We start from the raw sequence: 21,055 nt of genomic DNA, 5'->3' as shown, positions 1-21,055 counted from the left end.
AAGGCCCATCTGCGAGTGCAGTCTGGAAAAGGCCTACCGTAGTGGCCTGTTGGTTAAATGACTAGCCTATTTTTGCCTGTGCTTTTGGCTCAAATGCTGTTTTGATGGCGCCTCAGCGCGTTTCACCTTGCAGGTCCGAGTACTTGCGGGCGCTGAAAATCATTCTGTGCGACGAGCGGTCGGCTGTTGTAGCGGCCCCTCCTGGCAACGGTTCAGGCGCCAATAGCCGAGATTTACCCAGGTAAAAACACACTCGCTGTTGTTGCATCTGGGTCTTTCTGGTATAAAGCAGCGCTCTTTTCTAGGGGCCCGGTTCCTTCGCTTGTAGGTGTAGCCGGTAAGACCCTAAAGAAACGCGGCGCCTGGCGCCAAATGACTGAGAGATTAAGCGGCCAACCCATGCCGGGTTGGGCATGTGGTTTTAGAGGGCTGAGGCATGTCGAGAGTCTGTCAAGTTACCGGTAAGGGTCCGGTGACTGGGAATAACATTTCCCACGCAAATAACAAAACCCGTCGTCGTTTCCTGCCGAACCTGCAGCATCACCGCTTCTGGGTTGAAGAAGAGAAACGTTTTGTTCGCCTGCGTGTATCTGCCAAAGGCATGCGTATCATCGACAAGCGTGGCATCACTGTCGTGCTGGCCGAAATCCGCGCCGCCGGCAAGATCTAAGGAGCTCTATCATGCGTGAATTGATTCGAATGATCTCTAGCGCCGGTACTGGTCACTTCTACACTACCGACAAGAACAAGCGTACTACCCCGGACAAGCTCGAAAAGAAAATGTTCGACCCGCGCGTTCGCAAGCACGTGATCTACAAAGAAGGCAAAATCAAGTAATTGATTTCCTTCCTTGTGAAAAAAAGCCCGTATCTCACGATACGGGCTTTTTTTTGCCTGTGATGATCGTTCCCACGCTCTGCGTGGTAACGCCGCCTCGGGCGCTCCGCGTCCCGCTGTTCACTGATCAGGCTTTCTGTTCGAACACCACATAGATCTTGCGGCACGCTTGCAGCACTTCCCAGGTGCCGCTGAAGCCGGCAGGGATCACGAAGCGGTCGCCGGCGCGCAAGGTTTTGGCGTTCCCCTCGGCATCGCGCAGCACAGACACCCCCTGCACGATCTCGCAGTATTCATGTTCGGTGTAATTGACTGTCCACTGCCCGACATTGCCTTCCCAGACGCCCGCGTTCATTTGTCCGCATGGGCTGTTGTAGTGGTTGTAGATCGTCTGTTCGGGATCGCCCTTGAGGATTTTTTCGGGGGCAGGGCGATAGCGTTCGGGGGCGGTGTTGGCTTGGCTGAAATCAACGATGTCCTGGATGCTCATGGGCTTATCCCGTCAGGCCTGCGGTTGGAAAGCTCAAAGTCTATGTTTATTAAAATGAACATCGCAAGGGCGTTTGCCGCCCTTATGTCAAATATATTGAAACATCCCCAGTCGCTGGTTTAGGGTGGCAAGTGCCTTGAGCCGAACAGCAGGCTGGCCAGGCAAGAATTCGTGGAGGCGCCGGGATCAAATCTCCCAGGCCCTTGTATCCAAATAAGAGGAGGACACTTGCATGACCACCCTGACCCGTGCCGACTGGGAACAACGCGCCAAGGACCTGAAGATCGAAGGCCGCGCGTACATCAATGGCGAATACACCGCCGCCGCTTCCGGTGACACCTTCGAGTGCATCAGCCCGGTCGATGGCCGTCTGCTCGCCAACGTAGCCAGCTGTGACGCCGCCGACGCCCAGCGCGCCGTGGAAAATGCCCGTGCCACCTTCAATTCCGGTGTCTGGTCGCGCCTGGCGCCGGCCAAGCGCAAGTCCGTCATGATCCGTTTCGCCGCGCTGCTCAAGGCCAATGCCGAAGAGCTGGCCTTGCTTGAAACCCTGGACATGGGCAAGCCGATCAGCGACTCCCTGAACATCGATGTACCCGGCGCGGCGCAGGCGCTGAGCTGGAGCGGCGAGGCCATCGACAAGATTTACGATGAAGTGGCGGCCACCCCCCATGACCAACTGGGTCTGGTGACCCGTGAGCCTGTGGGTGTGGTCGGTGCGATCGTGCCGTGGAACTTCCCGCTGATGATGGCCTGCTGGAAACTCGGCCCGGCGCTGTCGACCGGTAACTCGGTCATCCTCAAGCCGTCCGAAAAGTCTCCGCTGACCGCCATCCGCATCGCTGCCCTGGCCGTTGAAGCCGGCATTCCAAAAGGCGTGTTCAACGTGCTGCCAGGTTACGGCCACACCGTGGGTAACGCGCTGGCGGTGCATATGGACGTGGATACCCTGGTGTTTACCGGTTCCACCAAAATCGCCAAGCAGCTGTTGATCCGTTCCGGCGAATCGAACATGAAGCGCGTGTGGCTGGAAGCCGGCGGCAAGAGCCCGAACATTGTGTTTGCCGATGCGCCGAACCTGCAAACCGCCGCCGAGTCCGCCGCCAGTGCCATCGCCTTCAACCAGGGCGAAGTCTGCACCGCCGGGTCGCGCCTGCTGGTGGAACGTTCGATCAAGGACACTTTCCTGCCGCTGGTGATCGAGGCGCTCAAGGGCTGGAAGCCAGGTAACCCACTGGACCCTGCCACCAATGTGGGCGCGCTCGTGGATACCCAGCAGATGAACAACGTGCTGTCGTACATCGAATCGGGTCATGCCGATGGCGCCAAGCTGGTCGCCGGTGGTAAGCGCACCCTGGAAGAGACCGGTGGCACTTACGTCGAGCCGACCATTTTCGACGGCGTGACCAACGCCATGAAGATTGCCCAGGAAGAGATCTTCGGCCCGGTCCTGTCGGTGATCACGTTCGACAGCGCCGAAGAAGCCATCGCTATCGCCAACGACACCCAATATGGCCTGGCCGCAGCGGTGTGGACGGCGGATATCTCCAAGGCACACCTGACTGCCAAGGCCCTGCGTGCGGGCAGTGTGTGGGTCAACCAGTACGATGGCGGCGACATGACGGCACCGTTCGGTGGCTTCAAGCAGTCGGGTAACGGTCGCGATAAATCGCTGCATGCGTTCGACAAATACACCGAGCTGAAGGCGACCTGGATCAAGCTCTAACAAATGTGGGAGGGGGCTTGCTCCCGATAGCTTAGGGTCAGTCGCTGCATCTGGTGACTGACACACCGCAATCGGGGGCAAGCCCCCTCCCACATGGGATAAGCGTGTTTCTAGAGCATGCGCTCCAGGCCGACGCTGGTGGCGAACCAGGCATTGAACCGGCGCCACCAACTACCCTGCTCCCGGGTCAGGGTGTGCAATTGGCCGTTATCTTCGGTCACCCACACGATCTGCCCGTCCTGCAGCTTCGCCTCGTAGCTCAACGCCGGCGCCATACCTTGCAGCGCCAGGTTACGCACATGCTCCGCCAGTTCCGGGCTGTCCACCAGCACGCCGACTTCGGTGTTCCATAGCACTGAGCGTGGATCGAAATTGAACGAGCCGATAAACGACTTCTCCCGATCGAAAATCATCGCCTTGCTGTGCAGGCTGGAGTCGGAACCGCGCAAGCTGCCTCGTCGAAACAGGTGCGGGCCGTTGCTTGCGCTGGGGTCGCCCGGTTGTCGACGCAGCTCATAGAGTTTCACGCCATGCTCCAGCAGCGCCTTGCGATAGGGTGCGTAGCCGCCGTGCACGGCTGGTACATCAGTGGCTTCGAGGGAATTGGTCAGTAGGCTCACCGACACGCCCGCGTCGGCGCGGCCGGTCAGATACACCAGCCCGGGCGGGCCCGGAACGAAGTACGCCGAAATCATGATCAGCTCACGGCTGACGCCTGCCAACTGCGGCGCCAGTTGCGTGGTGAGCAGCAATTGCGGGTCCGGGTCGGCCTTGGCCAGCACCTTGCTCGGCGCATCCCACAGCGCCTGGTTCCAGGCCCAGATCAATTCGCGACGCCAGATATCCATGCGCGGCTGGGTCTGGTAGGTGCGCAGGCGGTTATACAGGGCGTGGTTCTGCTGGCGCGATTGGGCCAGTGACGCTTCCAGGCGTGCGCGTGCGACAGCCAGGTCGACCTTGGAGGGCATGGTTGCGACAAACTCATCGATAGGTTTGCTCAGCGCGCTGTTCCAGTACTGATCGAAACTGTGGCCCAGTTGCTCAGCCACCGGCCCGACGCTGAGCATGTCGATATCGGTGAAATTCAGGTTGGGTTCGGCGTCGAAATATTCATCCCCCAGGTTGCGCCCACCCACAATCGCGACGCTGTTGTCTGCCAGCCAGAGTTTGTTATGCATGCGCCGGTGTTGCAGCGACAGGTTGAACAGGCGCCCCATGGCGCGTGTCACGCCCGTGCTGCGGCCCAGATGCAGCGGGTTGAACAGCCGAATTTCGATCTTGGGATGGGCGGCAAGGGTCGCGATGATCTGGTCGAGCCCGTCGCTGGTGGTGTCATCCAACAGGATGCGCACACGCACGTCGCGGTCGGCGGCCTTGAGCAGTTCATCCACCAGCATGCGCGTGCTGATGCCGTCATGCACGATGTAGTACTGCAGGTCGAGGCTGGTCTGGGCGTTGCGGATCAACTCGGCGCGGGCCATGAAGGCTTCGCTGCTGTTGGGCAGCAAACGAAAGCCCGAACGGCCCTGATACGGCGCCGCCTGGGCCTGGATCGAGCGGCCGAAGGAAGACTGTGCCGCGGGCAGGGCATCACTGGGCACACGCGGTGTGGGGGCCGTCGCGCAGCCACCCAGTGCCAGCGCTCCCAACAGGAAAAGCGATAAAAGCCGTTGAGTCATCAAGGAAGCGCCATCCAGGTCAGGGCGGTTGTCGGCATATGACGGCAATTGCTCGGAAAAGGTCAGTCCGCCGATTCGGCCAGCAGGATGCGCGCAGCGGCACCGACCTTGCGCACGGCCTCTTCAATCTGTGGGGTCGGTTTGGCAGCGTAGTTCATGCGCAGGCAATTACGGTACTTGCCGGATGCAGAAAAAATGCTGCCTACCGCCACCTGTACGCCCTGTTCCATCAGCATGCGGTTGAGTTTCAGGGTATCGAAGCCCTCCGGCAATTCTATCCACAGCATGAAACTACCCTGAGGCCGGCTGGCGCGCGTGCCGGCGGGGAAGTAGCGGCTGACCCAGTCGAGCATCAGGTCGCGATTGCGCTGGTATTGCGTACGCATCCTGCGCAAATGAGGCTCGAAATGCCCGCCTTTGAGAAATTCGGCGATCGCAATCTGCGGCTGCGTGGCGGTAGAGCCCGTGCTGATGTATTTCATGTGCAGCACCCGTTCCAAGTAGCGTCCCGGCGCGACCCAGCCAATGCGCAGCCCAGGCGCCAGGGTTTTGGAGAACGAGCTGCACAACAGCACCCGGCCGTCCTCGTCGAAGGATTTGATCGTACGCGGGCGCGGGTAGCTGTAGGCCAATTCGCCATACACATCGTCTTCGATGATCGCCACGTCAAAGCGCTGGGCCAGGGTCAGCAGTGCGCGCTTGCGCGCCTCCGGCATGATGTAGCCCAAGGGATTGTTGCAGTTGGGGGTGAGCTGGATGATTTTGATCGGCCACTGTTCCAGCGCCAGTTCCAGGGCTTCAAGGCTGATGCCGGTGATCGGGTCGGTGGGGATTTCCAAGGCTTTCATGCCCAGCCCCTTGAGGGTCTGCATGGCGCCGTGAAAACTCGGCGAATCCACCGCAACGATATCGCCGGGCGCACAAATGGCGCGGATGCTGGTGGAAAGGGCCTCGTGGCAGCCTGTGGTGATGACGATGTCTTCGGCAGTCAGTTGGCAACCGGAATCCAATGACAGTCGCGCAATCTGCTCGCGCAATTCCATACAGCCAAGGATGTTGTCGTAATACAGCCCCGGCAGATCCTGGCGACGACTGACGCGGGCCAGGCTGCGAAGCAATGGCTTGATAGTCGGCGACAATACATCCGGCATGCCACGGCCCAACTGTATGACGTCCTTACGCGGCACGGCACGGATCAACTCCAGCACCTGGTCCCATTGGGAAATTTCCACCGGCCGCTGGGCAGGGCGACCCACCTCGGGCAGCGCCGGCAGTTCACGGCCCACCGGTACAAAATAGCCGGACTTGGGCTTGGGCATCGCCAGGCCATTGTCCTCCAGCAATCGATAGGCTTGCTGCACGGTGCTCAGGCTGACCCCATGCTCCACGCTCAAGGCCCGCACGGAGGGCAGTCGGTCGCCGGGGCGGTAGAAGCCTTGTTCGATGCGGGTGCCCAGCAATTCAGCGAGGTTGACGTACAGGGTCACGGCGGCCACTCCCAGCAGACCAATACAGATAGATGGAAAATACAGGATTCAGCCGTTCATAGCAGCATCTGTATGGATTTAATAAAGGGAGGTTGAATCTGTATTGGTTTTGCTCGCGGGCTCATCCTAGTCACTCAAGGCGGCACGCTAACGAGGGGACGGTAAATGAACGGCATGAGCGATGTACGGCTGGCATTACATGGCCAGGAACTGGAAGCAGCGCAGGAGCGGAGGTTGTCTATGCCTGCCGACAATCGCTGGAGCCTGTTCTGGCGCCGCCGTCATACCCGCAAGGCGTTGCTGACGCTGACGCGCGAGCAGTTGCGCGACGTGGGCCTGACGGCAGAACAGGCGCGCCATGAAGGCTTGAAACCGTTCTGGCGCGATTGATCAGACCAGTTCTTTGAGGCGGTGCCAGAGCATCCCCAGGGCCAGCAGCGGCGAGCGCAGGTATTTGCCGCCAGGGAAAGTCATGTGCGGCACCTGGGCAAACAGGTCGAAGCGTCCTTGCTGCTGGCCGCTGATGGCTTCGGCCAGCAACCTGCCCGCCAGGTGTGTGGCGTTGAGACCATGGCCGGCATAGGCCTGGGCGTAATACACATTGGGTTGATCCGCCAGGCGTCCGATCTGCGGCAACCGATTGGCGCCGATGCCGATCATGCCGCCCCATTGGTAGTCGATCTTCACGTCGGCCAATTCCGGGAATACCTGCAGCATCTTCGGCCGCATGTAGGCGCCGATGTCTTTCGGGTCGCGCCCGGAATAGTGGCAGGCGCCGCCGAACAACAGGCGGCGGTCGGCGGACAGGCGGAAATAATCCACCGTTACCCGCTGGTCACACACCGCCATGTTCTGCGGCAACAGGCGGGCGGCTTGCGCTTCACTCAAGGGCTCGGTGGCGATGATGTAGCTGCCTGCGGGCAATATCTTGCCGCTCAAGTGTGGGTTGAGGTCGTTGAGGTAGGCGTTACAGGCCAGCACCAGGGTCTTGGCCTGTACCTGGCCCTGGGCGGTGTGCACCTTGACCTGCGAGCCGTAGTCGATGCGCGTCACTTGCGACTGCTCGAATAACTTCACGCCCAGTTGCTGCGCCGCGCCGGCTTCACCCAGGGCGAGGTTCAGCGGATGCAAATGTCCGGAGCCCATGTCGATCATTCCGCCCACATAGCGGTCGGAGCCAATCACGCTGGCCATTTCGCTGGTTTGCAGCAGGCGCACTGGATGGCGATAACCCAGGCTGCGCAGCTCTTCGGCGTCTTCGGCGAGGCCCTGCAGGTCGCGGGGTTTGTTGGCCAGGTCGCAGTAGCCCCAAGTCAGGTCGCAGGGGATCTGGAAGCGTTCGACACGCTCGCGCACAATCTCCACCGCTTCCAGGCCCATCAGTTTCATCTGGCGCACGCCGTCGGTGCCGATCACATTGGCGAACTGGTCAAGGCCATGGCCGACGCCGCGAATCAGTTGGCCGCCGTTACGCCCGCTGGCGCCCCAGCCGATTTTGCGCGCTTCCAGCAGCACCACGCTGAAGCCGCGCTCGGCCAGTTCCAGGGCGGTATTGAGCCCGGAATACCCCCCGCCAATCACGCAGACATCGGCGCGCACCTCGCCCGTCAACGCCGGGTAATCGGGGTGCGGCACGCTGCTGGCGGCGTAGTAGGACGCGGTGTGCCGGGCGCTGGCGGTCATGGGGGCCTCCCTGTTTGGAAAATTTGACGCAGGATACAACGGTCCGACGGAGCTGTCTGTGCGCGCCGTTTTACGGCAGAATCCAGGCCTGTTCGCGGTGGGGTGTAGGTGTCGATGAGTTGCAACAGTCAGAAAGTCAGCGCCCTGCGCCGACAGATTCCTTCGTTCGAGTGTGTCCCTGGCTGCCACGACTGCTGTGGGCCGGTCACCACCTCGCCCGAGGAAATGTCGCGCCTGCCACGCAAGACGGCCGCCGAGCAGGAAGCTGCGATGGACGAGCTGAACTGCGTGCACCTGGGGCCGAACGGCTGCACGGTTTACGACGAGCGCCCGTTGATCTGCAGGCTGTTTGGCACCACCAAGACCCTGCCATGCCCCAATGGTCGGCGACCGGTGGAGCTGATTCACCCACGGGTGGAAAAGCAGATCCATGAGTACATGGCGAGCACCCGGCAAGTACTGGTCTAGCAGGTGTACTCGGTCAATGTGGGAGGGGGCTTGCTCCCGATAGCGGTGTGTCAGTCATTCTGCGATGCCTGACACACTGCAATCGAGGGCAAGCCCCCTCCCACATTTGAATGAGTTGTGTCAGTCAGTCCGGAATCGGCAGGTTCAGGCTTTCCTTCACTTCTTCCATCACGATATAGCTCTTGGATTCGCGCACATGGGGCAACTTGAGCAGGATATCGCCGAGTAATTTGCGGTACGAAGCCATTTCGGAAATCCGCGCTTTCACCAGATAGTCGAAGTCCCCGGACACCAAATGGCACTCCAGCACATGGGGCAGTTTGAGCACGGCGCGTCGGAACTCTTCGAACGTATCGCCAGACTTGTAATCCAGGCTGATCTCGACAAATACCAGCAAACTCCCCTTCAAATGCTGCGGATTGAGCCGCGCGTTGTAGCCCATGATGATCCCCTCGCGCTCCAGCCGGCGTACCCGCTCGGTGCACGGAGTCGTCGACAGCCCAACCTTCTCGCCCAGTTCCGTGAACGAAATGCGCCCATCGGTTTGCAGGATGCGCAGGATATTGCGGTCTATCTTGTCCAGCTCCCGCTTGGTCTGGGTGTTGGTACGCATAGGGGATACGCCTCTGTTAAAACGGTTTGTGCCGAGAATTGTCGCCAAATATAGGCATTTATATAGTGAAATGCACTGGCGATTGTTTTTTACACTGCGTCCATCATTGCTCGAATAACACACGTCAGCGGCTCAGCCCGTGGTGAGGATATAAAAATGCGCGTTCTGGTCTTGGGTAGCGGCGTCATTGGGGTGACCAGTGCCTATTATTTGGCGCGGGCCGGCTTTGAAGTCGTCGTGGTCGACCGCCAACCCGCTGCCGCCATGGAAACCAGTTTCGCCAACGCCGGCCAGGTATCCCCAGGCTACGCGTCGCCATGGGCCGCGCCGGGCGTGCCGCTCAAGGCAATCAAGTGGCTGCTGCAGCGCCATGCGCCGCTGGCAATCAAGGCCACTGCCGATATCGACCAATACCTGTGGATGGCGCAGATGCTGCGCAACTGCACCGCCAGCCGGTATGCGGTGAACAAGGAGCGCATGGTCCGCCTCTCTGAGTACAGCCGCGACTGCCTTGACGAATTGCGCGCAGAAACCGGGATTGCCTACGAAGGGCGCAGCCTGGGGACCACCCAAGTGTTCCGCACCCAGGCCCAGCTCGATGGTGCGGCCAAGGACATCGCCGTGTTGCAGGAGTCTGGCGTGCCCTTCGAGTTGCTTGATCGTGCCGGCATCGCTCGGGTCGAGCCAGCCCTGGCCAGCGTCACCGATATTCTCGCCGGTGCCCTGCGCCTGCCCAACGACCAGACCGGCGACTGCCAGATGTTCACCACGCGCCTGGCGCAGATGTGCGAGCAGTTGGGCGTTGAGTTTCGTTTCGAACAGGACATCCAGCGCCTCGATCATGCAGGCGACCGCATCAATGGCGTGTGGATCGACGGCAAGTTGGAAACCGCCGACCGATACGTGCTGGCCCTCGGCAGTTATTCGCCCAAGCTGCTCAAGCCGCTGGGGATCAAGGCGCCGGTGTATCCCCTCAAGGGCTATTCGCTGACCGTGCCGATCACCAACCCGGCAATGGCGCCTACCTCGACGATCCTCGACGAAACCTACAAAGTCGCGATCACCCGTTTCGACAACCGCATTCGCGTCGGCGGCATGGCTGAGATAGCCGGTTTTGACCTGTCGCTCAACCCGCGCCGGCGTGAAACCCTGGAGATGATCGTCAACGACCTTTATCCTCAGGGCGGCGATTTGGCCCAAGCCAGTTTCTGGACCGGCCTGCGCCCGACCACACCCGATGGCACACCGATTGTCGGCGGCACCCCATTCAAGAACCTGTTCCTGAATACCGGCCACGGCACCCTCGGCTGGACCATGGCATGCGGCTCCGGTCGTTTGCTGGCTGACCTGATGGCGAAGAAAACCCCGCAGATCAGCGCCGAAGGCCTCGCTATTTCCCGTTACGGCAACCACCAGGAGTCTGCAAGACATGTCAATCCAGCGCCAGCTCACCAATGAGCGTATGAGCCAGATCGTTGTTCACAGCGGCACCGTGTACCTGGCAGGCCAGGTCGGCGACGACATGAATGCCGGCATCGAGCAGCAGACCCGTGAAACCCTGGCCAACATCGAGCGTCTGCTGGACCTGGCCGGCACCGACAAGACCCGGTTGCTGTCGGTAACCATCTATTTGAAGGACATCGATGCCGACTTCGCCGGTATGAACGCGGTGTGGGACACGTGGCTGCCCAAAGGCGCCGCGCCCGCTCGCGCTACGGTTGAAGCCAAATTGTGTGAGCCGAACATTCTGGTAGAGCTGTCCGTCGTGGCTGCGCTGCCTTAACCTGAATCCCTCTCCCGGCGCCGACGTTGTTGGTCGGCACCGGTTTTTTTACTCTGCCGCCTAGAAGCCTGCCGCCATGCGTCCTGCCCGTGCCCTGATCGACCTTCAAGCCCTGCGCCACAACTACCAACTGGCCCGCGAAGTCAGCGGGGCCAAAGCCCTCGCCGTGATCAAGGCCGATGCCTACGGGCATGGCGCGGTGCCCGTGGCCCAGGCGCTGGAGGCCGAGGCTGACGGGTTCGCGGTGGCGTGCATCGAAGAAGCCCTGGAACTACGCGCCGCCGGGATACGTGCGCCGGTGCTGCTGCTGGAAGGTTTTTTCGAAGCCGACGAGCTGTCGCTGATCGTCGAGCAAAACCTGTGGTGCGTGGTGCATTCGCTGTGGCAACTCGAGGCTATCGAGCAGGCCACGCTGAGCCAACCGTTGACCCTCTGGCTCAAGCTGGACTCGGGCATGCACCGTGTCGGCCTGCATCCCAAGGATTTCCAGGAGGCGTATAAGCGCCTGCTGGCCAGCGGCAACGTCGCAAAGATCGTGTTGATGAGCCATTTCGCCCGCGCCGATGAACTCGATTGCGTGAGCAGCAACGAACAAGTGGCGGTATTCGAAGCGGCCCGCCAAGGGCTGGCGGCGGAGGTGAGCCTGCGCAATTCACCGTCCGTCCTGGGGTGGCCGAGTGTGCCCAGCGACTGGGTGCGCCCAGGCATCATGCTCTACGGCGCCACGCCCTTTGGTGACGACCAGGCCATCGCTGCCCGCTTGCAGCCGGTGATGACCCTGGAGTCCAAGATCATTTGTGTGCGCGAACTGCCAGCCGGCGAGCCGGTAGGCTACGGCGCCAGGTTCGTCACACCCAAGCCGATGCGTATCGGCGTGGTTGCCATGGGCTATGCCGATGGCTACCCGCGCCACGCGCCGACGGGCACGCCGGTGCTGGTCGCCGGCCAGCGCAGCCAGTTGCTGGGCCGGGTGTCCATGGACATGCTCTGCGTCGACCTGACGGATGTGCCCCAGGCGGGCCTGGGTTCCACAGTGGAATTGTGGGGCAAGCACATCCTCGCCAGCGACGTCGCGACCGCTGCCGAGACCATCCCTTACCAGATCTTCTGCAACCTGCGCCGGGTGCCAAGGCTCTATTGCGGCGCTTGATCGCCCAGTACGAATACAGCTGTCCGGGATTTAGGCCCAAGTGTTGTAAATACTGAACGCTGTCGCCATGATAACGCTCAATTACAACAAAGCCTGAATCCTAGGAGGCTCCTGCATTGGACGTCGGCGAACGACTGCAATCCATCCGTAAACTCAAAGGTCTTTCCCAGCGCGAGCTTGCCAAGCGCGCGGGCGTCACCAACAGCACCATTTCGATGATCGAGAAAAACAGCGTCAGCCCCTCGATCAGTTCCCTGCGCAAGGTCCTGGGCGGCATTCCCATGTCCATGGTCGAGTTCTTTTCCGAAGAGATCCTCCAGGAAATACCGACGCAGATCGTCTATAAAGCCAATGAGCTGATCGACATCTCTGACGGTGCCGTCACCATGAAGCTGGTAGGCCGAGCGCACCCGAGCCGGGCCATCGCGTTTCTCAACGAAATCTACCCGCCAGGCGCCGACACGGGCGAAGAAATGCTCACCCACGAAGGCGAAGAAACCGGGATTCTGGTGGAAGGGCGCTTGGAACTGGTGGTCGGTCTTGAAACTTTTGTGCTCGAAGCAGGCGATAGCTACTACTTTGAAAGCACCAAGCCCCATCGTTTTCGCAATCCGTTCGACGTGCCGGCGCGACTAATCAGCGCAGCCACACCCGCGAACTTTTAAAACAGAGGCGCCCTGCCAGCGTTGCAGGGGTTCGCGCAGCTGTACACCGTGAGGCCGAATCTCCCTTTATTTAATAGGGTTGTTTCGGCCGGGCGGGCTAACCGCTATACTTTCGCCGCCTGTGAAACCGTGGCCGCAGGCGTGAATAGCCACCATTGAGGGTGAACGCGTGAACCTAATTATGAAAATGCTGGCTGCACCAGCAACCGTACTGGCCCTATGGGCTGTCAGCGCTCAAGCTGCGACCAACGATGACATCGCCAAGCGCCTGGAGCCTGTGGGCCAGGTGTGTGTCCAGGGCCAGGAATGCAAGGGCATGGAAGTCGCCGTAGTGGCGGGCGGCGGTGGGGCGAGAACCCCGGACGAGATCATCGCCAAGCACTGCAACGCTTGCCACGGCACCGGCTTGTTGGGAGCGCCGAAAGTTGGCGATACCGCCGCGTGGAAAGAGCGCGCCGATCACCAGGGCGGCCTTGACGGCATCCTCGCTAAGGCGATCACCGGCATCAATGCCATGCCGCCCAAGGGCACTTGCGCGGATTGCTCGGATGACGATCTGAAGGGCGCGATCAAGAAGATGTCCGGGCTCTAACTCGCAGATCTTCGCCAAAAATGCCGCTCACGAGCGTAATGCTGTTCACTTAAGCATTTGAGCTAAAGCGGGGCTTCCTAGAAAATCCGATGCCAGACCTCTGGCATCGGATTTTTTTATGTCTGTTCAACAGGACCTGCTCGACCTCGGCGACCTTTTCAACTTCTGCGACCTAAGCACTTTCACCCAGAACATCCCCATTGAATGGGTTGCGTCTGCGCTGGATCTATCCAGTCAGGCCACTATTCGTCGGCGTCGCTTGCCCGCCGATCAGGTGCTTTGGTTGGTGCTTGGCATGGCGTTGTTTCGTGATGAGCCTGTCCATGAGGTCGCTAGACGGTTGAACATTTGCGCTCAAGGCCTCGCCTCCGACCACTTGTTGGCCCGAAGCGGCGTCACTGAAGCCCGCAAGCGACTAGGGGCCGATCCCGTTGAGTGGTTATTCCGTAAAACCGGCACTCAATGGGGCTTGGAGCGCTACGACGAGGACGACTGGCACGGTTTGCAGGTCTTCGCGGTGGACGGTGCGCTCTTGCGCACGCCGGACACACCCGAGCTTCGAGATCATTTCGGGTCAGGAAATACGCCCAGTGATCGTCAGACTCCCTTCCCCATGATGCGCTTGGTAGCGCTGATGAACGTGCGTTCGCACTTAATCCTGGATGCACAATTAGGGCCTTACCGGCGCAGTGAAATGCGCTTGGCCGACGAGTTTTTGCAGCAAGTCCCCGACCACTCCGTGACGCTATTCGATAAAGGATTTTGGGGCGCAGAAATGCTGTTGAGCCTGAGTAACACCGGAACCCACCGTCATTGGTTGATTCCCGCCAAAAAAGGCATGGTCTGTGAAGAAGTGATCCGTTACGGCGAGCACGACCGCTTGGTGCGCATGAAGGTCTCACCGCAAGCCAGAAAGAGAAATCCGGCTCTTGGCACCCACTGGGAAGCCCGCGAAGTCAGCTATGAAATCCAAGGCAGATTAAAAACTGTCATGACGTCGTTACCAGCCAACACCTACAGCACCAAGGTCGTTGCCAAACTTTATCAGGAACGCTGGGAAATCGAATTGGGCTTTAGGGATATCAAAAGCTCTATGCAGCAGAATGCCGTGACCTTGCGCAGTAAAAAAATCGACTTGGTCTATCAGGAGGTCTGGGGGCTTTTACTCGCTTACAACGTGATTCGCCGGGAGGCCGGTCAAGCAGCGGTAGCGTTTGGTCGAGCTCCGTCGGACATACGCTTTAAGCCCGTTTGCCAGTATATCGCCGTGCAGTTGATCGTGATGGCGGCAGCCAATCCGGTATCAGCCACAGGCAGACGCTTGGCCGAACTAAGGAAGGGTATCGGCAGCTTGTTTCTGGATCACCGCCCCAGACCTGCAAGGCCGAGGACGGTGAAGATCTCAAAAACCCGATTTCCAGTGGATCGCAATGCTGCTCCGCTTAAGTGAACAGCATTACGCTCACGAGCGGCTTTTTTGTGCCCGCGATTTGCGTTTCGTGGCTGTTCATTGCAGCAAAGACCCGGCAAGCTCGGTCCAACCCCAATTCATGGAATGTTCGGGAGCAGTCGGATGGTGCAGTTGTGTTCAATCGAGCAAGCAGTTGACGACGTACTGGCGCGCTTGCCGGCGCATATCCACATGGGCATGCCCCTGGGTTTGGGCAAACCCAACCTCTTCGCCAATGCGCTCTACCGGCGTATCGCCAAGCTGCCCGAGCGCGCGCTGACGATCTACACCGCATTGAGTCTGGGCCGGCCGACGATAGGCGACGGGTTGCAGAAGCGCTTTCTCGAACCTTTTATCCAGCGGGTATTCGGCGATTACCCCGAGCTGGATTTCCTCGCTGACCTGCACACGGACAGCCTGCCGAAGAATATTCGCGTGCAGCAGTTCTTCATGCAGCCCGGCAGCCTGCTCCACAGCGACTCGGCGCAGCAGGATTACGTCAGCAGCAACTACAGCCATGCCGCGCGGGACATCAACGCCGCCGGCCTGAACCTGGTGGCGCAACTGGTTGCCAGCAGCGCCGAGCACCCCGACCGCCTGAGCCTGAGCTGCAACCCGGATATCACCCTCGACCTGCTGCCGATGATCGCCAAGCGGCGCGCGGCGGGTGAGACCATCCTGATCGTCGGCCAGGTCCATAGCGACTTGCCCTACATGCCCGGCGATGCCGAGTTGGGCATGGACGCCTTCGACTACCTGCTCGATGAGAAAGACAGCACTACGCTGTTCTCCACGCCAAACATGCCGGTGGGCTTCCAGGACCACTTTATCGGCCTGCATGCCAGCACGCTGGTGCGCGATGGCGGCACCTTGCAGATCGGTATCGGCTCCATGGGCGACGCGCTGACCGCCGCATTGCTGGCGCGCCAGGCCGATAATGAAGCCTATCGATTGTTGCTGACCGACCTGGATGTGTATCAATGGGCGCCCTTGATCAGCCGTGAAGGCGGCGTTGAGCCATTCGCCCGTGGCCTTTACGGTTGCAGCGAAATGTTCGTCAACGGCTTGCTGGTGCTAGCCGATGCCGGAATCATCCGGCGCAAGGTGTACCCGGATGTGGCGACCCAGGAGCAGGCCAACGCGGGGCTGCTCGATGATGCGGCGCAGCCCGATGGCATCTCGATCCATGGCGGTTTCTTCCTCGGTCCGCGCAGTTTCTACCAGCGCTTGCAGGAGATGAGCCACGCCAGGCGGCTGGCATTCAACATGACCCGCATCAGCTATATCAACGAGCTGTACGGCCAGGAAGAGCTCAAGCGCTTGCAGCGCCAGGACGCACGGTTTATCAACAGCGCGATCATGGTCACCTTGCTCGGCGCCGGTGTGGCCGACCAATTGGAAGATGGCCGCGTGCTCAGCGGCGTGGGCGGGCAGTACAACTTCGTTGCCCAGGGCCACGCACTGGAAGGCGCACGCTCGGTCCTGATCCTGCGCAGCTGGCGCGAGTCGGCCGGGGAGGTCAGTTCGAATATCGTCTGGGAGTACGGCCATTGCACCATTCCCCGGCACCTGCGGGATATCGTCATTACCGAGTACGGGATTGCCGATTTGCGCGGTCAGACGGATGCCCAGGTGATCGAGGCGTTGCTCAATGTCACTGACTCGCGCTTCCAGGAAGGCTTGATCGAACAGGCGCAAAAAGCCGGCAAGCTGCCCAAGGATTTCAAGCTGGACCCGCGTTTTGCCGACAACACACCGCAACGGCTCCAGGCGATTCAAGCCAAGCATCGGCGACTGTTCCCGGAATACCCGTTGGGCAGTGATTTCACGGATGAGGAGCGGGACCTGTTGCGTGCTCTGAATTGGCTCAAGAGCAAATTCAAGCTCACGGAGATGCTGGAACTGGGCAAGGCGGCGCTGGATGCGCCGGAGCCGGAAGCGTTTCCCGAACATTTGAAGCGGATGCGGTTGGATCAGCCGGAGGGGTTGAAAGAGGATCTGTATCAGCGCCTGTTACTCGCCGGCCTACAGGCCACTGCGCACTAAAAGCCAACATCAGACAAAATGTGGGAGGTCCCACTAAGTCTTCGACGTAGCGCTGTCGCGCATCAAACTGGTTCATCGTAAGGTTGAAGAACGCGTGCGGGGCAAAGGCCGTAGCCAACACTGGTGTGACAGCACCCGAGTGGGAGAGTGGCCTGCACGGTATCGGCGTGGAGTCATTGTCGGCACAGCAAAGCTGTGACCACGTATAAGAGAGTGAATCCGCTCGCCACCGTGTACCCCGCCCGCGTCGTTCAATCCTGCGAGGAATTGTCATGACGCGCAAGAACCAAAAGCGTTTTGAGGTTATCCATCCGGACTGCGCTGCCGTTGATGTGGGCGGCAGTGAGCATTTGGCCGCTGTTGATCCGACCAAATGCGATGATCCGGTTAAGCGGTTTTCAACCTTCACCGATGATTTGCATGCCATGGCCGATTGGTTTGAATCCATGGGCGTCAAGGTGGTGGCGATGGAGGCGACTGGAGTTTATTGGATCCCGCTCTTTGAAATACTCGATAGACGAGGGTTTGAAGTCTATCTCGTGAATTCCCGTGCGACCCGGCAAATAACCGGTCGCAAGTCCGACGTACTGGATTGTCAGTGGATCCTTCAGCTCATGACGCACGGGCTGCTGCGAGGCGCTTTTCGGCCCTCGGACGATGTGTGTTCATTGCGCTCACTGGTCCGTCAGCGTGGCAATAAGGTCCGCGACCAAGCCAAGGCCCTCAACCGGATGCAAAAGGCTTTGGTCCAGATGAACATCCAACTGGCTCAAGTCATCAGCAACATTGCCGGGGTGACAGGCATGAGTATTTTGCGGGCAATCGTTGATGGAGAACGTGACCCCGAAGTACTTGCCATGCTTAGAGACAAGCGCGTCAAAGCCGACCAGGCCACTGTCGCCCGAAGTTTGCGGGGTAACTGGCGAGCTGAGCATTTGCATGCACTGAGTCAGGAACTGGCGGCTTACGACTTCCTTGAAAAACAGATTGGTGAATGCGACCTAGCCATCGCCTTTGCACTTGAACGGTTGCCTGTTCTTCAAGACGAGGTCGTGCTCCCAGCTAAAACGCTGCGCAACCCACACCGCTCCACTGAGCAGCAATTGACCCTGCATCGAGCGCTGAATAAGGTGATGGGGGTAGATTTAACCGCAATTCCTACTATCGGCATCGATACGGCGTTGGTTTTGGCTAGCGAATTGGGATCGGACTTGTCGCGGTTTCCGACCTCACAGCACTTCTGTTCCTGGCTGGGCCTCGCGCCGCCAACGCGAATTTCGGGAGGAAAACCCTTGCCCGGGAAATCTCTAAAAGTGATTAACCGAGCTGCACAGGCTTTAAAGCAAGCCGCTTCTATCGCACGCAATGATAAAAGCTTTATCGGAGCAAGCCATCGGGCGCGCCTAACCCGAATGGATACTTGCTGCGCAATCAAGGCGACAGCGCATCAACTGGCCCGGCTGATTTACGCGATGCTGACTAAAGGTCAACCGTACGTTGAAAAAGGAATCGAGGAGTTTGAAGAAAAAAGCCGTGACCGGCAGATGCGCGCCTTGGAGCGCAAGGCGCGTAAGTTAGGAATGCAGCTGGTTAAAGCGGCTTGAAATTAAGAGCAAAAACAATGAGTTATTTTTTGTTTGATAAGAGGGGGCTTGCCCCCGATAGCGGTGTATCAGTCACCAAAAAGGTTGGCTGACCCACTGCCATCGGGGGCAAGCCCCCTCCCACATTTTGAGCTGTGTTGAATCAGATAAAGGTCACAACCCCACCCGCCAGCGACTTCACCCGCGCCAGCGACTCAACCCTATAACCCTGGGCATCGAGTTCCGCACGGCCGCCCTGGAATGACTTCTCGATAACGATGCCCAGGCCGGCGACGGTCGCGCCCGCTTGCTTGATGATCGAAATCAGCGCCTGGGAGGCCTTGCCGTTGGCCAGGAAGTCATCAATGACCAGCACGCGGTCGCTGCTGGTCAGGTGGCGTGGGGAAATTGCCACGGTGCTTTCGGTTTTCTTGGTGAAGGAATACACCGTCGCCGACAGCAGGTTTTCGGTCAGTGTCAGGGACTGCTGCTTGCGTGCGAAGATCACCGGCACGCCGAGGTTCAGGCCGGTCATGATCGCCGGGGCGATGCCTGAGGCTTCGATGGTGACGATCTTGGTGATGCCGGAGTCCTTGAACAGCGCGGCGAATTCGTCGCCAATCAGTTTCATCAGTGCCGGATCGATCTGGTGGTTCAGAAAGGCATCAACCTTGAGTACCTGATCGGAAAGCACGATGCCTTCTTCGCGAATTTTCTTGTGCAGTGCTTCCACGGAAAGCTTCCTCTGTTAGCGCAACAGGCGCCGAAAGTAGATTAAAAAGTAGTCGATTCTAGCGCTTTAACATCGCGCGTATATCAGCCAAGGCGCTGTTGCCGCGAACGGCCTTCACCTCGGTCGGGGTGTCGTCGTTGCCTTCCCAGGCCAGGTCATCCGGCGGCAGCTCATCGAGGAAGCGGCTGGGGGCACAATCGATGATTTCGCCGTATTGCTTACGCTTGGCGGCGAAGGTGAAGGCCAGTGTCTGACGCGCACGGGTAATGCCCACGTAGGCCAGGCGCCGTTCTTCCTCGATGGTGTCGGCTTCGATGCTGGAGCGATGCGGGAGGATTTCCTCTTCCATGCCCATGATGAACACGTAGGGAAATTCCAGACCCTTGGATGCATGCAAGGTCATCATCTGCACACCTTCGGCGCCGTCTTCCTCTTCCTGCTGGCGCTCGAGCATGTCGCGCAGCACCAGCTTGCCGATGGCGTCTTCGACGGTCATTTCACCGTCTTCGTCTTTTTCCAGGGTGTTCTTCAGGGCTTCGATCAGGAACCAGACGTTGCCCATGCGGTAGTCCGCGGCCTTGTCGCTGGAACTGTTGGTGCGCAGCCAGTTTTCGTAGTCGATGTCCATGACCATGCTGCGCAGGGCGCTGATCGGGTCTTCACCGGCGCACTGCTCGCGTACCTTGTCCATGAAGCGCTTGAAGCGCGACAGGCGGTCGGTGAAACGCGTGTCCAAGTGTTCGCCCAGGCCGATTTCGTCGGTGGCGGCGTACATCGAGATCTTGCGTTCAGTGGCGTAGTTGCCAAGCTTTTCCAGGGTCGTCGAACCGATTTCCCGCCGCGGCACGTTGATCACGCGCAGGAAGGCGTTGTCGTCGTCCGGGTTCACGATTAGGCGGAAGTAGGCCATCAGGTCTTTCACTTCCTGGCGCCCGAAAAAGCTGTTGCCGCCCGACAGGCGATACGGCACCTGGTGGTGCTGCAGTTTCAGCTCGATCAGCTTGGCCTGGTAGTTACCGCGATACAGGATCGCAAAGTCGCTGTAAGGCCGGTCGGTGCGCAGGTGCAGGCTGAGGATTTCCACGGCCACGCGCTCGGCTTCGGCGTCTTCGTTGCGGCAGCGGATCACGCGGATTTCGTCGCCATGGCCCATCTCGCTCCACAGTTGTTTTTCAAACTCGTGGGGGTTGTTCGAGATCAGCACGTTGGCGCAGCGCAGGATACGGCTGGTGGAGCGGTAGTTCTGCTCCAGCATCACCACTTTCAGGGACGGGTAGTCGTCCTTGAGCAGCATCAGGTTTTCCGGGCGCGCACCGCGCCAGGCGTAGATCGACTGGTCGTCGTCGCCCACCACGGTGAACTGGTTGCGTGTACCGATCAGCAGCTTCACCAGCAGGTATTGGCTGGCGTTGGTGTCCTGGTATTCGTCCACCAGCAGGTAGCGCACTTTGTTCTGCCACTTTTCCAGGATGTCCTTGTGTTCCTGGAACAGTTTGACCGGCAGCAGGATCAGGTCGTCGAAGTCCACCGCGTTGAACGCCTTGAGCGTGCGCTGGTAGTGGGTGTAGACGATGGCGGCGGTCTGTTCCTTGGGGTTGCGTGCGGCTTCCAGGGCTTCGGCGGGCAGGACCAGGTCGTTTTTCCAGGCGCCGATCATGTTCTTGATCTCGTCGACGCCGTCGTCGCCCGCGTATTCCTTCTGCATGATGTCGGTCATCAGGGCTTTGACGTCGGCCTCGTCGAAGATCGAAAAGCCCGGTTTGTAGCCCAGTCGCGCATGTTCCTTGCGGATGATGTTCAGCCCGAGGTTGTGGAAGGTACACACGGTGAGGCCACGGCCTTCGCCACCCTTGAGCAGGGTGCCGACGCGCTCTTTCATTTCCCGCGCCGCCTTGTTGGTGAAAGTCATGGCGACGATGTACTGGGCGCGGATGCCGCAGTTCTGGATCAGGTGCGCGATCTTGCGGGTGATCACGCTGGTCTTGCCGGAGCCAGCACCGGCGAGCACCAATAGAGGGCCGCCGACGTAGTTCACGGCTTCTTGCTGCCGGGGATTGAGTCGGGACATAC

At 59.7% G+C, this 21,055-nt stretch carries 20 protein-coding genes; 13 read left to right on the top strand and 7 right to left on the bottom strand.

All coding sequences use genetic code 11. From position 1 onward, the window contains the following. Nucleotides 1-436: 436 nt before the first annotated feature. Both rpmB and rpmG read left to right on the top strand, forming a co-directional pair. Nucleotides 437-670: a 50S ribosomal protein L28 gene (gene rpmB, locus C4J90_RS26040; RefSeq protein ID WP_003176907.1), complete on the top strand. Its 234-nt coding sequence runs from the start codon at nucleotides 437-439 to the stop codon at nucleotides 668-670. A gap of 11 nt (nucleotides 671-681) precedes the next feature. Further along, the gene (gene rpmG / locus C4J90_RS26035) at nucleotides 682-837 is read left to right on the top strand and encodes a 50S ribosomal protein L33 (protein ID WP_003176906.1); all 156 of its coding nucleotides are present in this window, start codon (nucleotides 682-684) and stop codon (nucleotides 835-837) included. 127 nt (nucleotides 838-964) lie between these two features. On the opposite strand, the gene C4J90_RS26030 is transcribed toward rpmG, so the two are convergent. Then, nucleotides 965-1,327: a cupin domain-containing protein gene (locus tag C4J90_RS26030; protein WP_124421117.1), complete on the bottom strand. Its 363-nt coding sequence runs from the start codon at nucleotides 1,325-1,327 to the stop codon at nucleotides 965-967. A gap of 232 nt (nucleotides 1,328-1,559) precedes the next feature. Here C4J90_RS26030 and C4J90_RS26025 point away from each other — a divergent pair, with 232 nt between their 5' ends. Continuing rightward, nucleotides 1,560-3,053, top strand: a complete 1,494-nt coding sequence (locus C4J90_RS26025) for an aldehyde dehydrogenase (RefSeq protein WP_124421116.1) — start codon at nucleotides 1,560-1,562, stop codon at nucleotides 3,051-3,053. A gap of 110 nt (nucleotides 3,054-3,163) precedes the next feature. Here C4J90_RS26025 and C4J90_RS26020 read toward each other — a convergent pair whose 3' ends face one another. Together C4J90_RS26020 and C4J90_RS26015 are read right to left on the bottom strand one after the other, a co-directional pair. Beyond that, entirely contained in the window at nucleotides 3,164-4,732 is a 1,569-nt protein-coding gene (locus C4J90_RS26020; protein ID WP_124421115.1) for a phospholipase D family protein, read from the bottom strand. 62 nt (nucleotides 4,733-4,794) lie between these two features. Further along, the gene (locus tag C4J90_RS26015; protein WP_124415909.1) at nucleotides 4,795-6,219 is read right to left on the bottom strand and encodes a PLP-dependent aminotransferase family protein; all 1,425 of its coding nucleotides are present in this window, start codon (nucleotides 6,217-6,219) and stop codon (nucleotides 4,795-4,797) included. Between the two features lie 165 nt (nucleotides 6,220-6,384). Between C4J90_RS26015 and C4J90_RS26010 the strand changes: the two genes are divergently transcribed. Continuing rightward, complete coding sequence (locus tag C4J90_RS26010; RefSeq protein WP_124364964.1) at nucleotides 6,385-6,609, top strand: DUF1127 domain-containing protein; 225 nt, start codon at nucleotides 6,385-6,387, stop codon at nucleotides 6,607-6,609. On the opposite strand, the gene C4J90_RS26005 is transcribed toward C4J90_RS26010, so the two are convergent. After that, a complete protein-coding gene (locus tag C4J90_RS26005) occupies nucleotides 6,610-7,902 on the bottom strand; it encodes an FAD-binding oxidoreductase (RefSeq protein WP_124421114.1) in 1,293 nt (430 codons plus the stop codon). 114 nt (nucleotides 7,903-8,016) lie between these two features. Here C4J90_RS26005 and C4J90_RS26000 point away from each other — a divergent pair, with 114 nt between their 5' ends. Further along, on the top strand, nucleotides 8,017-8,370 hold the full coding sequence (locus C4J90_RS26000) for a YkgJ family cysteine cluster protein (RefSeq protein ID WP_124364962.1): 354 nt from the start codon (nucleotides 8,017-8,019) through the stop codon (nucleotides 8,368-8,370). 124 nt (nucleotides 8,371-8,494) lie between these two features. On the opposite strand, the gene C4J90_RS25995 is transcribed toward C4J90_RS26000, so the two are convergent. Then, complete coding sequence (locus tag C4J90_RS25995; RefSeq protein WP_003176896.1) at nucleotides 8,495-8,983, bottom strand: Lrp/AsnC ligand binding domain-containing protein; 489 nt, start codon at nucleotides 8,981-8,983, stop codon at nucleotides 8,495-8,497. A 156-nt stretch (nucleotides 8,984-9,139) separates the two neighbouring features. Between C4J90_RS25995 and dadA the strand changes: the two genes are divergently transcribed. The 8 genes from dadA to C4J90_RS25955 all read left to right on the top strand — a co-directional run bounded on the left by dadA (nucleotide 9,140) and on the right by C4J90_RS25955 (nucleotide 18,273). Further along, the gene (gene dadA, locus C4J90_RS25990) at nucleotides 9,140-10,441 is read left to right on the top strand and encodes a D-amino acid dehydrogenase (RefSeq protein WP_124368810.1); all 1,302 of its coding nucleotides are present in this window, start codon (nucleotides 9,140-9,142) and stop codon (nucleotides 10,439-10,441) included. Further along, nucleotides 10,413-10,766 carry a RidA family protein gene (locus C4J90_RS25985; RefSeq protein WP_124364960.1) on the top strand — a complete coding sequence of 118 codons (354 nt, stop codon included), beginning with the start codon at nucleotides 10,413-10,415 and terminating at the stop codon, nucleotides 10,764-10,766. Before dadA ends, C4J90_RS25985 begins: the two co-directional genes overlap by 29 nt. 76 nt (nucleotides 10,767-10,842) lie before the next feature. Continuing rightward, complete coding sequence (alr, locus tag C4J90_RS25980) at nucleotides 10,843-11,916, top strand: alanine racemase (protein WP_124421113.1); 1,074 nt, start codon at nucleotides 10,843-10,845, stop codon at nucleotides 11,914-11,916. A gap of 116 nt (nucleotides 11,917-12,032) precedes the next feature. Further along, nucleotides 12,033-12,581, top strand: a complete 549-nt coding sequence (locus C4J90_RS25975; RefSeq protein WP_003176893.1) for a cupin domain-containing protein — start codon at nucleotides 12,033-12,035, stop codon at nucleotides 12,579-12,581. Between the two features lie 181 nt (nucleotides 12,582-12,762). Continuing rightward, the gene (locus tag C4J90_RS25970) at nucleotides 12,763-13,173 is read left to right on the top strand and encodes a cytochrome c5 family protein (protein WP_124421250.1); all 411 of its coding nucleotides are present in this window, start codon (nucleotides 12,763-12,765) and stop codon (nucleotides 13,171-13,173) included. A 118-nt stretch (nucleotides 13,174-13,291) separates the two neighbouring features. Beyond that, on the top strand, nucleotides 13,292-14,623 hold the full coding sequence (locus C4J90_RS25965; RefSeq protein ID WP_124361991.1) for an IS4 family transposase: 1,332 nt from the start codon (nucleotides 13,292-13,294) through the stop codon (nucleotides 14,621-14,623). A gap of 123 nt (nucleotides 14,624-14,746) precedes the next feature. After that, on the top strand, nucleotides 14,747-16,669 hold the full coding sequence (locus C4J90_RS25960) for an acetyl-CoA hydrolase/transferase C-terminal domain-containing protein (RefSeq protein ID WP_124421112.1): 1,923 nt from the start codon (nucleotides 14,747-14,749) through the stop codon (nucleotides 16,667-16,669). Nucleotides 16,670-16,941: 272 nt separating this feature from the next. Further along, on the top strand, nucleotides 16,942-18,273 hold the full coding sequence (locus C4J90_RS25955) for an IS110 family transposase (RefSeq protein ID WP_124420083.1): 1,332 nt from the start codon (nucleotides 16,942-16,944) through the stop codon (nucleotides 18,271-18,273). A gap of 142 nt (nucleotides 18,274-18,415) precedes the next feature. Here C4J90_RS25955 and C4J90_RS25950 read toward each other — a convergent pair whose 3' ends face one another. Then, nucleotides 18,416-18,985, bottom strand: coding sequence for a xanthine phosphoribosyltransferase (locus C4J90_RS25950; RefSeq protein ID WP_003176890.1), 570 nt, complete (start codon nucleotides 18,983-18,985; stop codon nucleotides 18,416-18,418). 58 nt (nucleotides 18,986-19,043) lie between these two features. Next, nucleotides 19,044-21,053 (bottom strand): DNA helicase Rep, encoded by a 2,010-nt coding sequence (gene rep / locus C4J90_RS25945; RefSeq protein WP_124364957.1) that lies wholly within the window; start codon nucleotides 21,051-21,053, stop codon nucleotides 19,044-19,046. Nucleotides 21,054-21,055 lie beyond the last annotated feature (2 nt).

This window comes from Pseudomonas sp. R2-60-08W, from assembly GCF_003852335.1.
Lineage (GTDB): Bacteria > Pseudomonadota > Gammaproteobacteria > Pseudomonadales > Pseudomonadaceae > Aquipseudomonas.
The sequence above is the reverse complement of the archived record's forward strand: the minus strand, read 5'-3'. Positions and strand labels throughout refer to the sequence as shown.